11 protein-coding genes are annotated in these 12,838 nt (G+C 68.8%); 8 read left to right on the top strand and 3 right to left on the bottom strand.

Going from position 1 to position 12,838, the window contains the following annotated elements; translation table 11 throughout:
* The 7 genes from MRBLWO12_RS16635 to MRBLWO12_RS16665 all read left to right on the top strand — a co-directional run bounded on the left by MRBLWO12_RS16635 (position 1) and on the right by MRBLWO12_RS16665 (position 8,362).
* Positions 1-906: a carbohydrate ABC transporter permease gene (locus tag MRBLWO12_RS16635; protein WP_363557459.1), complete on the top strand. Its 906-nt coding sequence runs from the start codon at positions 1-3 to the stop codon at positions 904-906.
* The gene (locus MRBLWO12_RS16640; RefSeq protein ID WP_363557461.1) at positions 903-1,811 is read left to right on the top strand and encodes a carbohydrate ABC transporter permease; all 909 of its coding nucleotides are present in this window, start codon (positions 903-905) and stop codon (positions 1,809-1,811) included. The genes MRBLWO12_RS16635 and MRBLWO12_RS16640 overlap by 4 nt, the downstream gene beginning before the upstream one ends.
* 18 nt (positions 1,812-1,829) lie before the next feature.
* The gene (locus MRBLWO12_RS16645) at positions 1,830-2,882 is read left to right on the top strand and encodes an NAD-dependent epimerase/dehydratase family protein (protein ID WP_363557463.1); all 1,053 of its coding nucleotides are present in this window, start codon (positions 1,830-1,832) and stop codon (positions 2,880-2,882) included.
* Complete coding sequence (locus MRBLWO12_RS16650; RefSeq protein ID WP_363557465.1) at positions 2,882-3,943, top strand: dihydrodipicolinate synthase family protein; 1,062 nt, start codon at positions 2,882-2,884, stop codon at positions 3,941-3,943. The genes MRBLWO12_RS16645 and MRBLWO12_RS16650 overlap by 1 nt, the downstream gene beginning before the upstream one ends.
* Positions 3,944-3,963: 20 nt before the next feature.
* Positions 3,964-4,965 carry a hydroxyacid dehydrogenase gene (locus MRBLWO12_RS16655; RefSeq protein WP_363557467.1) on the top strand — a complete coding sequence of 334 codons (1,002 nt, stop codon included), beginning with the start codon at positions 3,964-3,966 and terminating at the stop codon, positions 4,963-4,965.
* Positions 4,962-6,074, top strand: coding sequence for a hypothetical protein (locus MRBLWO12_RS16660; protein WP_363557469.1), 1,113 nt, complete (start codon positions 4,962-4,964; stop codon positions 6,072-6,074). Before MRBLWO12_RS16655 ends, MRBLWO12_RS16660 begins: the two co-directional genes overlap by 4 nt.
* 140 nt (positions 6,075-6,214) lie before the next feature.
* A complete protein-coding gene (locus tag MRBLWO12_RS16665; protein ID WP_363557471.1) occupies positions 6,215-8,362 on the top strand; it encodes a peptidase C14 in 2,148 nt (715 codons plus the stop codon).
* A 132-nt stretch (positions 8,363-8,494) separates the two neighbouring features.
* Here MRBLWO12_RS16665 and MRBLWO12_RS16670 read toward each other — a convergent pair whose 3' ends face one another.
* From MRBLWO12_RS16670 to MRBLWO12_RS16680, 3 genes are all read right to left on the bottom strand, one after another.
* Positions 8,495-9,466 (bottom strand): IS481 family transposase, encoded by a 972-nt coding sequence (locus tag MRBLWO12_RS16670; protein WP_363557473.1) that lies wholly within the window; start codon positions 9,464-9,466, stop codon positions 8,495-8,497.
* Positions 9,467-9,559: 93 nt separating this feature from the next.
* Positions 9,560-10,405 carry an SDR family NAD(P)-dependent oxidoreductase gene (locus MRBLWO12_RS16675; RefSeq protein WP_363557475.1) on the bottom strand — a complete coding sequence of 282 codons (846 nt, stop codon included), beginning with the start codon at positions 10,403-10,405 and terminating at the stop codon, positions 9,560-9,562.
* A complete protein-coding gene (locus MRBLWO12_RS16680) occupies positions 10,402-11,043 on the bottom strand; it encodes a GntR family transcriptional regulator (RefSeq protein ID WP_363557477.1) in 642 nt (213 codons plus the stop codon). The genes MRBLWO12_RS16675 and MRBLWO12_RS16680 overlap by 4 nt, the downstream gene beginning before the upstream one ends.
* A gap of 231 nt (positions 11,044-11,274) precedes the next feature.
* On the opposite strand from MRBLWO12_RS16680, the gene MRBLWO12_RS16685 reads away from it, so the two are divergent.
* Positions 11,275-12,813: an ABC transporter substrate-binding protein gene (locus MRBLWO12_RS16685; RefSeq protein ID WP_363557479.1), complete on the top strand. Its 1,539-nt coding sequence runs from the start codon at positions 11,275-11,277 to the stop codon at positions 12,811-12,813.
* The last annotated feature ends 25 nt before the right edge of the window (positions 12,814-12,838 follow it).

Raw genomic sequence — 12,838 nt, forward strand, 5'->3', positions numbered from 1 at the left:
ATGACGACCGCAACCACGGTGAAGAGGCCCGCAGGCCGAGTGACCAGGGTGCTCGCCCGACGCGAAGCGCGCGTGGCGTTCCTGTTCGTGCTCCCTGCCTTCCTCCTGTTCATCGCCTTCCGCTTCGGACCGAGCATCGTCGGCGTCGCGCTGAGCCTGTTCGACTACGACATCACCGGCGAGATCGCCTGGCGCGGGCTCGACCACTTCCAGCGGCTCGTCGCCGATCCGCTGTTCTGGCGGGCGATGGGCACCACGGTGATCTACACGGTCTTCGCCGTGCCGATCTCGCTCGTGCTCTCCACGGTGATGGCCCTGGGGGTGCGCCGCGCCTTCCGCGGAGCCCGGTTCTTCCGCTCGATCTTCTTCCTCCCCGTCATCACCTCGCTGGTGCTCGCCGGGTCGATCTTCATCTGGATCTTCTCCGCGAACGGCCCCTGGTCGGCGCTGATGTCACCGCTCGGGCTGGGCGGATCGTGGCTGGGCAGCACGGTCCTCGTCATCCCCGCCATCATCGTCGTCGGTGTCTGGTCGCGATTCGGCTACGGCATGATGATCATGATCGCGGCCCTGCAGGACGTGCCGCGCGAGCTCGAGGAGGCCGCGCTGGTCGACGGCGCGAACGCCTGGCAGCGCTTCCGCTGGATCGTGCTCCCGTACCTGCGCCCGACCATCTTCTTCCTCGCGGTCATCGAGACGACCGCGGCCTTCCAGGTCTTCGACGTGATCTACGTGATGACCCAGGGCGGACCGGCCAACGCCAGCTACTCGCTCGTCTACCTGCTGTACGACCAGGGCTTCCGCTACTTCGACTACGGCTACGCGGCCGCCGTCGGTGTCGCGCTGTTCATCATGACCCTGGTCGTCGCCCTCATCCAGCGCCTCGTGATCGGAAAGCAGAAATGACCGCTCTCCTGCAGCCGCCGTCCGCGACGAAGACTCCAGACGCTCCGTCGCCCTCGTCGAAGAAGCGCCGCTCGTTCCGTGCTCTGGAACCCACCGGCTGGGGCGTGGTGGTGCGCTGGATCTGGCTGAGCCTGGCCGGCATCCTCAGCTTCTTCCCCTTCTACGCCATGGTCGTGCTGAGTCTGAAGCCCGGCAAGGTCGTCGAGCTCCCCGGATCGCTCCTGCCCTGGACCGACATCTCCTTCGATGCCTACGAGCAGGTGCTGGCGGGGCAGAACATCCTCGGATGGCTCGGCAACACCCTCATCTACTCGCTCGTCTCGGTCGTCGCCGTCCTCTTCCTCTCGGCGCTCGCCGGCTACGCCTTCGCCAAGAAGCGCTTCCGCGGCAAGGAGGTGATGTTCTGGTCGTTCCTGGCGATGGTCATGGTGCCGTTCCACGTCACCCTCATCCCGACGTTCATCCTGATGGCGAACCTCGGCGGCGTCGACACCTACTGGGGGCTGATCCTGCCCTCGCTCGCGAACGCGCAGGCGGTGTTCCTGATGCGGCAGTTCATCCAGGGCCTTCCCGACGAGTTGTTCGAGGCTGCACGCATCGACGGCGCCGGGGAGTTCCGCATCTTCCTGCGGATCGTGCTGCCGCTGTGCAAGCCGATCCTCGCGACTCTCGGGATCTTCGTGTTCCTGTGGCACTGGAACGACTTCCTGTGGCCGCTCATCATCGCGAAGTCCAACTCGATGTTCACACTCACCGTCGGCATCTCGTCGCTGCAGCAGCAGAACGTCCCGCTGAGCACCATGCTCGCCGGGTCCGTCGTCGCGCTGCTGCCGATCTTCCTCGCGTACCTCATCGCTCAGAGGTACGTGCAGGAAGGCGTCGCCGGTACCGGGATCAAGGGCTGAGAAGAAGGGAAGCACGACATGACTCAGCACAGTTTCAGCACTCCGCACGACTTCGCGTCCGAAGCGGAACTCGAAGAGGCTCTCGCCACCCCGAGCCCCGGGCTGGTCGCTGACCTCGCCCGCGGAGCGGGCGACCTCGTGATCCTCGGCGCCGGCGGCAAGATGGGCCCGACGCTGGCGATGCTCGCCCGCCGCGGACTGGACGCCGCAGGCCGTCAGAGCGACACCGTCTACGCCGTCTCGCGTTTCGGAGACGCCGCGATCCGTGCGCGCCTGGAGGCCGCGGGGGTGAAGGTCGTCTCGTTCGACCTGATCGAGAACGACGACTTCTCGTCGCTGCCGGATGCCCCGAACGTCGTGTTCATGGTCGGCGCGAAGTTCGGAGCCGCCACCAACGCCTCGTGGGCGTGGGAGGTCAACGCCGCGCTGCCCGACCGAGTCGCCCGCCGCTACCGCGACAGTGCGATCTCGGTGCTCTCGACCGGCAACATCTACCCGTTCGTGCCCGCCTCCTCGGGTGGAGCATCCGAAGAGGTCGCCCCCGCTCCCATCGGCGAGTACGCGCAGTCCTGCCTCGGACGCGAGCGCGTCTTCGAGTTCGGCGCCCAGGAGCGCGGCACCAAGGTCGCGATCATCCGCCTGAACTATGCGGTCGACCTGCGCTACGGCGTGCTCGCCGATATCGGCAGCGCGGTGCACGCAGGGGAGCCCGTCTCGGTCGCGACCGCGAACGTCAACGTGATCTGGCAGGGCTACGCGAACGAGGTCGTGCTGCGCAGCCTGGTGCACGCGTCGACCGAGCCGTTCACGATCAACCTCACCGGACCCGAGCTGCTGAGCGTCGAGTCGATCGCCCGCCGCTTCGGCACGCTGTTCGACCGCGAGGTCACGCTGGTCGACGAGCCGCTCCCGACCGCTCTGCTCAGCGACGCGCGCCGGTGCATGGCGCTGTTCGGCTACCCGGCTGTGCCCGCCGAGTCGCTCATCCGCATGCAGGCCGACTGGATCACGGGCGGTCTGCCGATGACGGCCAAGCCCACCAAGTGGGCCGTGCGGGACGGGAAGTTCTGATGCCCGTACCGACCCTGCGCCCTGAGGCTGCGGCGACCCTCGCGCGCGGCACGGTGATCCCGGCGCATCCGCTCGCACTCACTGCCGACCGTCGCCTCGACGAGCGTCGGCAGCGCGCCCTCACGCGGTACTACCTCGACGCGGGCGCCGGCGGCATCGCGGTCGGGGTGCACACGACGCAGTTCGAGATCAGAGATCCGGAGCACGCACTGTTCGAACCGGTCCTCGCGCTCGCCGCGGAGGAGATGGATGCCCGCGCGAGCGCCGACGTCGTGCGCATCGCCGGCGTCACCGGAGACACGGCGCAGGCGGTGGCCGAGGCGGAGCTCGCTCGTGATCTCGGCTATGACGCGGTGCTCGTGAGCCCGCGGGTGGCCGGCGCCGATGAGCGTGCGCTGCTCGACCGCGCCCGCGCGGTGGGCGAGGTGCTCCCGGTGGTCGGCTTCTATCTGCAGACCGCGATCGGCGGCCCCGTGCTCGACCGCGAGTTCTGGCGCGAGTTCGCCTCGATTCCGGCCGTGGTCGCCGTGAAGGCCGCGCCGTTCGACCGCTACCGCACCCTCGAGCTGGTGCGCGGTGTCGCCGCCTCCGGCCGTGCCGACGAGATCGCCCTGTACACGGGCAACGACGACGCGATCGTCGCCGATCTGCTCTCGGAGTTCCACGTGGACTCCCCGTCCGGACCGCGCACGCTGCGCTTCGTCGGCGGGCTCCTCGGGCAGTGGGCGGTCGGCACCCGCGCCGCCGTCGCTCTGCTCGAACGTGCGCGCAGGTCGATGGAGGGTGACGCCGACGCCTACCGCGAGCTCGGACTCCTCGCCTCCGACATGGTCGACGTGAACCAGGCGGTGTTCGACCCGGGCAACGACTTCAACGGGGTGATCGCCGGAGTGCACGAGATGCTCCGGCAGCAGGGGCTGCTCGAGGGCGTCTGGTGCCTCGACCCGGGAGAGGGGCTGTCGCCGGGGCAGGCCGAAGAGATCGCGCGCGTGCGTCAGGCCTACCCGGCGTTGAACGACGACGCCTTCATCGCCGAGAACATCGACGCCTGGCTGCGCTGACCTGAACCGAGAGGGATGACATGAGTGCACCGCGCATCGTCGCCGTGGTCTCCGCGGAGCTCTTCACGGAGTTCTTCTCGGATGCCGACACCGAGCGGCTCCACGCCCTCGCCGCGCTGGCGGGCGGATCGTTCGTGCGCGTCGACCGCCTGGCCGACGCCGCGCTCGACGAGGCCCGCATCGTCATCACCAGCTGGGGCATCGCACCGTTCGACGCGGTCACGCTGTCGACTCTGCCGCAGTTGCAGCTCGTGGCGCACACCGGCGCATCGCTCAAGGCCTTCGTGACCGAGGAGCTGTTCGACCGGGGCGTCGTCGTGACCCAGGCGGGCGCGGCGATGGCGCGCCCGGTGGCCGAGGTGTCGCTGACGTTCACGCTCGCGCTGCTGCACCGCGTGCCCGAGATGCACAACGCGCTGCGCGAGGGCGAAGGCTGGTACGACGCCGAGGGTGCGGGCGTGCAGCACGAGATCTTGGGCGCGCCGATCGCCGTGATCGGAGCCTCCCGCACCGGACGCGCCTACCTCGCGCTGATCCGCGCGCTCGGCGCCGAACCGCTGCTGGTCGACCCCACGCTCGACCCGGCGGCGGCCGCCGAGCTCGGTGCCGAACTGGTCCCGCTCGATGAGGCGCTGCGCCGCGCGCAGATCGTCGCGGTGCATGCGCCGACCCTGCCGGAGACGCACCACCTGATCGGTCTCCGCGAGTTGGCGCTGATGCGCGACGGCGCGGGTCTGGTCAACACGGCGCGGTCGTGGCTGGTCGACGAGCAGGCGCTGATCGAGGAACTCCGCACGGGGCGCCTGAGCGCAGCGATCGACGTGTTCGACGAGGAGCCGTTCGCCGCCGACCACCCCTTCCGTTCCCTTCCCGGCGTGCTGCTCACCCCGCACCGCGCGGCAGGCACGGCGGAGGGCCGGCGTCGACAGGGGCATATCGTGGCCGACGAGGTCGCCGCCTTCATCGAGGGCCGCCCGCTCGTGCACGCGATCGATCGCGACCAGCTGTCCTCCATGGCATGATCGGCTCAGGGCTGCGCGTCGCATTCGCGGGGCTCGCGCACTCGCATCCCTCGACGGATGCCGCCAACGTGCGCGCCCTCGGAGCCGAGGTCGTGGCCGTGCACGACACGGATGCGCACGCGAGCGCCGAGTTCGCGCTGCGCTTCGGCGGGGCCGCTGTGGGGTCGATGCAGGAGCTGCGTGCATTGCGCCCCGACCTCCTGATCGCGACGCCCCGGACGCAGGAGGTCGTGTCGCTCCTGGAGGCGCTCTCGGCCGATGCCGCCGATGCGCCGGTGTTCGTCAACAAGGTGATCGCCGCGACCGCCGGTCAGCTCGCCGCGTGCGACCGCGCGATCGCTGCGGGCCGAAGCGCCGTCGGCACGAGCTCGCCCCTGCGGTTCGCCCCGGCGCTCACGGCCTTCGCCGCGCAGGTCGCTGCGGCCGAGGTGCTGAGCATCCGCGTGCGCGCGCAGCACGACAACGCGGCGTTCCAGCTGCCGGGGCGGCGCTGGCAGGACGACCCTCGTCTCGGCGGAGGGACCCTGGTGACGGTCGGGGTGCACGCCTGGGAGATGCTCGACGTCGTGCTCCCCGGAGCGGAGTTGCACGCCGCACGCGGGTGGACCCGTCGAAGCGCCGGATCGACCACGCGCTCGGAAGACGTTGCGGGGGTCAGCGGGGCGCTGCGCGTCGCAGGGCGGGCGGATGACGTGCCGGTGGAGGTTCTGGTGAGCGGGGTGCCCGGCCCTGACGCCTACTCCGTCGAGGTGGTCACGGCCGCCGGCATCCGCTCGGTCGTGCTGCCGACGGAGGACCCGAACGAATCGCTCGGTTTCCACGGCCTCGTCGGTGCGCTGCTCGGTGCCGCCGCGCAGGGAGAGGTCGTGGCGCCGTGGGCGCGGGCGCGCACGGTGGTGGCGAACACGATCCGCGCGGCCGAAGCGGCGCGCGCTCAGGCCTCCTGGGTCTCTGAGCCTGTGGCCTCCTGGGTCCCTGAGCCTGTCGAAGGGCCGCCCCGCCCCTGGGTCCCTGAGCCTGTCGAAGGGCCGCCCCGCCCCTGGGTCCCTGAGCCTGTCGAAGGGCCGCCCCGCCCCTGGGTCCCTGAGCCTGTCGAAGGGCCGCCCTGACTTCGCCGCGACCGCAAGGAACGAGCGTCCGAGCATCCGCTCGGAGACAGAACTGGGGATCTGGGGACTGACCGGACAACGCGTCCCGACCGGAAGGGCGGGCGCACGACCGCGGCGACGATGCCGCAAGGAGGATCACCATGACGTATCAGGAGAACACCGACACCGCGGCGCTTCGCAGCCGTCGGATGCTGCTCGCCGGATTCGGTGCCGCGGCGCTGGGCGGAGTCGCTGCGGTCGCCACGACCGCGCCCGCACAGGCGGCCGGACCCCGCGTGCCGCAGAGCTCTGCGGGCTCGAAGGCGGTCGCACGAGCAGGCACGGCGTCCGACCTCGCGACGCTCAAGGGCAAGGCCGGCGACCTCGTGCGCACGGCCGGCTATGCGACCGCCGGTGACGGCGGCGACGGGCTGTACCGCTTCGTCAAGAAGGATGCGCCGGCCGTGAACGGTGGAACCGTGCTCGCCGCCCGCAAGGAGGGTGTGTGGGTGCTCGTGCATGCGGGAGTCGTGGACTTCCGGCAGTTCGGCATCGCCGACGCCTCGACGCCGGCCGATGACGCCCTCGACGCCATGGTGGGCGATGCCACGATCCATCGGATCGAGGCGCACACCGACCTGAACTTCGTGCGCCGCCACCGTTTCACGCGCTCGAACCTCGCGTTCGACTTCGGCAACCACCTCATGACGACCGAGGGGATCGAGAACGCGCCGAAGGACGATCCCTTCGCGGCGGTCATGTTCTTCCGCGGCGAGGTGACCGATGACGTGCAGGAGGCGCGTCTCGGTGAGAACGTGCCCGATCTGGCCGACATCTTCCCAGTCGCGGACTCCTCGTTCTTCTCGGTGGGCACCTGGTACGCCGCCGAGGTCAACGGGCTGTCGGGCCGCTGGGAGCGCGAGCTGCAGCGCCTGGTGCAGGTGACGCAGATCGTCGACGGCACGCACATCCGCGTCAACTACAAGAACGGCTGGCCGCTCGGCAAGGACCGCACCATCACGTGGCGCCGGGTGGTGCCGGTGCAGGACATCACGGTGTCGAACCTGAAGTTCCTCGGCACGGGGACCGATGAGTACACCGGGTCCCACCCGCTGGCCTTCGAGTACGCGGTGCGCTGCGACGTCGACCACATCGACGGCACCGGCACGTTCTGGCCGCTCATCCAGCGCCGGTGGAACACCTACTACTCGACCGTGAGCTGCACGCTGAAGAACCCGACCTCGGTCACCTGGGGCGGTGCTGGCTACCTGACGCAGCAGATCTACTGCCTCTACGGCTACGTCGCCAACTGCCACACCGCGAATGCGCGGCACCTGAACGACTTCACCGCGAGCGCCTACTGCCTGGTCGAGAACTGCCACGGCGACGGTGACGACCAGGGGCCGTTCGTAACGCACGGACAGTACGAGCACGACCTCACCTACACGGGCAACTCCGGGCTCATGACGTTCGCGAACTCCGGCGCCGCCTGGGGCTCGGCGGCCAAGCGCATCACGGTGCGCAAGCACGTGTGCTCGTGGTTCGTGGCACGCGTGCGCATCACCGACCTGACCCTCGAGGACGTGCAGGTGATCGGCAAGCCCTCGCTCGCAGGTTCCGGGATGCTGTGGATCAACGCCGACGGTGCGCAGCTGCGCGGATGCACGGCATCCGACACGCTCATCATCACGCAGGCATCCGACAACTCGGCGCGGCCGACCGTGATCGCCGACTCGCACTTCACGTTCGTCGCGCCGGGGGAGCTCACAAACGCCACCGTGAAGACGCCGGTGACCTTCGTGGACACGGTGCTGAGCGGGGTCGGCGGCATGAAGATCGCGGGTGCGGGAGCGGTCACCTTCCGCGGCTCGACCCTGACCGCAGCAGAGGATGCCGGACCTGTGGTGTCGTCGTCGGAGCGGCTGCGGTTCGAGGGCTCCACGCTGCGGAACACCCGGATCGCGGCGGCGCGCGGCGAGACGCAGGCGGTCGAGATCGCGGGCTCGGATGTCGCGATCAAGGGCGGCACCGGGATCTCGCGCACCGGGAGCGGGGCGCTGCACCTGACGCTGTCCGACAGCACCTTCCGCGCGGAGGGCGCGGCCACCCACGTCGCGGTGAAGACCGGCGTCACGCACTACCGTGCCGTGGGCAACCGCTTCGAGGGCGGGGCGGTCGAGCTCGCCGACGGTGCGTTCGGAGCGGAGTCCACCCTGCTGCACACCGGCAACGTCGAGTCCGGCGTCACCCGCACCGCGTTCCCCGCCGAAGGCGACCGCGTGGTCGACACCGCGAACCTCGTGGTCTGAGCCGCGCTGCCCCTGCCCCGACACTCGCCTCGCACGTTCCGACGGAGAACTCCCGTTCTGCAGGACCATATGCCGATTCGGCACCTGCAGAACGGGAGTTCTCCGTCGATTCGTGAGCGGGGAAGTGGGTGGCTAGATGTATTGACCTCGACCGTTGTTGATTCGGTCGATGGGGGTTTTGCCGTCGATGCCGAGGTGGGCTCTGTCTAGGTTGTAGTAGTCGAGCCAGATGGGCAAGGCAGCTGTGCGTTCGGCGTTCGAGGTATAGGCGCGGGCGTAGGCCCATTCGGTGGCGAGGGTGCGGTTGAGTCTTTCGACTTTCCCATTGGTCCAGGGGCAGTGCGGTTTGATGAACTTCTGGGTGATGCCGTGGGCGTCGAGGACCGCGCGGAACGCGGCCGAGTGCCGGTAGGCGAAGGCGTTGTCGCTGATGACCCGCTCGACGGTGACGCCGAGGGCGGCATAGAACGCAATTGCGCGTTCGAGGACTCCGGCTGCGGTGGTGCCCTTCTCGTCGTCGTGGATCTCGGCGTAAGCGAGGCGGGAGTGGTCATCGATCACGGCATGGATGTAGTCGTAGCCGATCCCACGGCTGCGGACTTTCTCGCTGCGGCCGTGCGCGCGCCATCCGCCTCCGTCTGGGATGCGTCCGAGCTTCTTCACGTCAATATGGATCAACGAGCCGGGATGGTCGTGCTCGTAACGGCGGGCGGAACGCCGCACTGCGCGGATCACGGTCCCGGTGACCGGGTCCGTCTCTCGCAACAGCGGGGTGTGGTGTCGGACCAATACCCGTCCGACGGTCGAGGAATGCATCCCCAGCTTCGCCGCGATGAACACCGGACCGCGACGGGTGAGATGTCGCATGATCCGCACCCGTGTCTCCCGACACGGGCCCGTCCGAGCGGGATGCGACCTGGCGACACTGGACCGGTCAATCAGACCCGCCCGCCCTTCCTCCCGGAACCTGCGCCACCACCGCCACGCGGTCGTGCGGGAGACCCCCATCTCCGCCGCCACATGCGCGACCGCACGCCCGGACTGGATGCGCTGGACCATGATCAATCTGCCGGCCGGAGCCAACCGGGCATTAGCGTGGGACATGAGAGACCTTCGTGTGATCGAACCGGAACCTAGACAGCTCCCACTCGACACCGAAGGTCTCTCCTACGTCAACAATGATCCGGGTCAGTACAGCTAGAGCCCTACGAGCTCCGCGCTGCGCTGCCACAGCGCTTCGGCGAGGGCGGGGTCATCGACCTGCGGATTCACGCGGGTGCTCAGGGTGCGCTCGTCGTAGTAGGCGCCCGAGAACCAGGTCTCGTCCGGTGTCCCGTCGATGAACCAGCGCAGATTCTCCCCGCCTTTCTCCGCGCTGATGAGCAGGAGACGCTTCAACGGGGTGCGGTACACGAGCCGCATGATGCTGGATGACTCGGAGGCGAAGTTCGTGCTCACGGTCCCGGGGTGGAAGGCGACCGGGCGCAGGCCCTCGGCGTGGAACTTCGTGTGCAGGCTCTTCGTGAACAGCACGTTCGCGAGTTTCGCGTCGCCGTAGGCCTTGTTGGCGCTGAACTTCGTGCGGTTGTCGAGGTCGTCGATGTCGAGGTGCCCGAAGAGGCGGTGCGCCACGCTCGAGGTGTTGATGACCGCCGCATCCGACCGCAGCAGCTGCGGGAGCAACAGGTTCGTGAGCAGGAAGGGGGCCAGGTGATTCACCTGCAGCGTCTTCTCGAACCCGTCGACGGTGGGCGTCTGGTCGCCGAAGATGCCGCCCGCGTTGTTCGCGAGCACATCGATGCCGCCTTCGCCGACCTCGGCTGCGATCTGCGCCGCGAGCTCGCGCACCTCGTCGAGCCGCGCGAAGTCGGCGGTGAAATGCGTGGCCCCGGTCTCGACGGCGACGGCCCTGGTCTTCTCAGGGGAGCGGCCGACGAGGATGAGCCGGTGGTCGGCATCGGCCAGCTGCCGGGCGGCCGCCGCGCCGATCCCGTCGGATGCTCCGGTGATGACGATCGTCTTCGACCGCGCGGGAGCGTTCACTCGGCAGACGGGGTGATGCGTTCGACGGCCCTGGTCACGTGCTCGGCGATCACGGCGCGCGCCTGCTCGGGATCACCGCTCGCGATCGCGTCGACGATCTGCTGGTGGCTGCGCACGTGCTCCTTCTGCTCTGCGGGGTCGAGCGCCGCGTTCGCGGCGTGGAGGAAGCCGGTGATGCGTCCGCGCAGTTGCGCGCTCAACTCGTCGAGGAAGCGGTGCTCCGCCAGATCGGCGAGCGTCTCGTGGAACAGGCGGTCCTGCCGCAGCACCTCGGCGATGTCGCCGGGCGCGGCATCCGACATGTCCTGAATGATCGTGCCGAGCCGCGCGGCCGATTCCTCGCTCCACCGCTCCTGCACGCGGATGGCCATGAACTGCTCCAGCACGATCCGCAGGCTCGAGATCTCCTCGAGGTCCTGGGCGCTGAGCTTGGCGACTCTGGCCCCCCGGCGGGGCTCGCGCGTGATCAGCCGTTCCTCGGCGAGGCGGGTGAGGGCTTCGCGCACGGGGATGTGGCTGACGCCGAGCCGATCGGCGAGCTTGCGTTCGACGAGTCGCTCACCGGGGGCGAGCTCGCCGGACTGGATCGCGGCGCGCAACTCGTCGGCGACCTGTTCGGCGATGTTCTGATCTGACACGCTTCGCACGGTGGCTCTCCTGTCTGTGCCGCGAGCCGAGATGCTCCGGGCAAGTCCCTGCATCGACCGATGCTATGGCAGATTTGAGCCGGTGGCGGGATGACCGTCCGGCGAGCGTAACGAGAACGTAACCGCATCCGCCCGATTCGCACTAGACGAAGCGTTCGATTTGCTACATGCTATAGCGAAACCCTTCACTACCCGAAGCACCATCTACCCCTTGGAGGCACCATGTCTCGTCGCCGTGTTCGGCTGGGCGGAGCAGCGTTGCTCACCGTCGCCCTCATGACTGCCGGCTGCAGCAGCACGCCCTCGACCCCCGATGGCCAGGCGCAGGAGGGCGGCACCCTGACCGTCGCCGCCGCGCAGGGCATCCCGCAGCTCAACCCCGCGATCCGCACCTTCGCCTGGGAGGAGGTGCTGTTCCCTCTGCTGTGGAACGGTCTGACCAAGACCGACGAGTCCGGCGAGATCGTCGGCGACCTCGCCGAGAAGTGGGAGACCTCCGAAGACCAGAAGACCTGGACCTTCACTCTGCGTGACGGCGTCACGTTCTCGAACGGCGACCCGTTCACGGCAGAGGACGCCGTCGCGTCGTTCGAGTACTACCTCGACCCCGAGACCGCGACCCAGGAGAAGAACAAGATCTCGATGGTCACCGATGTCACGGCATCCGATGAGAAGACCGTCGTGATCACCCTCTCCGAGCCGATCGCCACGTTCGCGGCCGGCATCGTGTGGGTCAAGATGCTCGACGTCGACGCGCTCGACACGATCGACAAGGAGCCGATCGGCACCGGCCCGTACGTCGTCGACAAGTTCACCCCGGATGACAGCCTGACGCTGGTGCCCAACGCAGAGTACTTCGGTGAGGCGCCGGCACTCGACGAGATCACGATCGTCAAGGCGGCGGAGTCCACGGCCGCCGTCACCGGTCTGCGCTCCGGCGACCTCGACGTGCTGTGGTCCGTACCGCAGGGCGACGTCGCCGGACTCGAAGGTGGCGGCGACATCGCTCTCGTCACACCCGACAACCCCAGCCAGTGGCCCTCGTGGGAGGTCGACACCCAGTCGGCGCCCTTCGACGATGTGCGGGCACGCCAGGCTCTCGCCTACGCGACCGACCGCGAGGCCATCCTCGAGGCCGCGTACTACGGGCAGGGCACGGTGTCGCCCACGAACAACGCGCTCGGCGAGGTCAACCCCTGGTTCGGCGGCGATCTGACCGACTACTCCTACGACCTCGACAAGGCCAAGGAACTGTTCGCCGAAGCGGGCGTCACCGAGGGCAGCACCCTCACATGGTGGGGCATCGCGGGTCAGTACCCGGAGTGGAACACGAGCGGTGAGATCCTGCAGGCGAGCCTGAAGGAGATCGGCATCACGCTCAAGATCGACAACAACGACATCGGCACCTGGGTCGACTCGTTCTACCCGGCGGGCAAGAGCTTCCCCGGGTACATCGTGCCGAACTTCCAGTCCACGCCGCCCGAGCCCGCGTACTCGCTGAACTTCTACCTCGAGGGTCGCTGCGAGTGCAACTGGGTCGACCCGGACTTCCAGCAGGCGTTCGCGGATGCGGTCGCCGAGCCCGACGAGGCCGTCCGCGCCGAGAAGTGGGGCACCGTGCAGACGATCATCAACCAGCAGGTCCCGCTGATCGTGCCGCTGCAGTCCACCGTGGTCACGGCGACCACCACCAAGGTCGACGGCGTCTGGGTCGAGGGCGGCGGACAGCTGCACCTCGAGAACGCGCAACTGAAGGGCTGACGTGGCTCTGTCCATCCTTCGGCGG

The sequence above is a fragment of the Microbacterium sp. LWO12-1.2 genome, from assembly GCF_040675875.1.
In the GTDB taxonomy this organism is placed as follows: domain Bacteria; phylum Actinomycetota; class Actinomycetes; order Actinomycetales; family Microbacteriaceae; genus Microbacterium.

Bases quoted from the DNA above. Each gene is read 5' to 3' on its own strand.
- MRBLWO12_RS16635 (WP_363557459.1), top strand. From the start codon at position 1: ATGACGACCGCAACCACGGTGAAGAGGCCCGCAGGCCGAGTGACCAGG.
- MRBLWO12_RS16640 (WP_363557461.1), top strand. From the start codon at position 903: ATGACCGCTCTCCTGCAGCCGCCGTCCGCGACGAAGACTCCAGACGCT.
- MRBLWO12_RS16645 (WP_363557463.1), top strand. From the start codon at position 1,830: ATGACTCAGCACAGTTTCAGCACTCCGCACGACTTCGCGTCCGAAGCG.
- MRBLWO12_RS16650 (WP_363557465.1), top strand. From the start codon at position 2,882: ATGCCCGTACCGACCCTGCGCCCTGAGGCTGCGGCGACCCTCGCGCGC.
- MRBLWO12_RS16655 (WP_363557467.1), top strand. From the start codon at position 3,964: ATGAGTGCACCGCGCATCGTCGCCGTGGTCTCCGCGGAGCTCTTCACG.
- MRBLWO12_RS16660 (WP_363557469.1), top strand. From the start codon at position 4,962: ATGATCGGCTCAGGGCTGCGCGTCGCATTCGCGGGGCTCGCGCACTCG.
- MRBLWO12_RS16665 (WP_363557471.1), top strand. From the start codon at position 6,215: ATGACGTATCAGGAGAACACCGACACCGCGGCGCTTCGCAGCCGTCGG.
- MRBLWO12_RS16670 (WP_363557473.1), bottom strand. From the start codon at position 9,466: ATGTCCCACGCTAATGCCCGGTTGGCTCCGGCCGGCAGATTGATCATG.
- MRBLWO12_RS16685 (WP_363557479.1), top strand. From the start codon at position 11,275: ATGTCTCGTCGCCGTGTTCGGCTGGGCGGAGCAGCGTTGCTCACCGTC.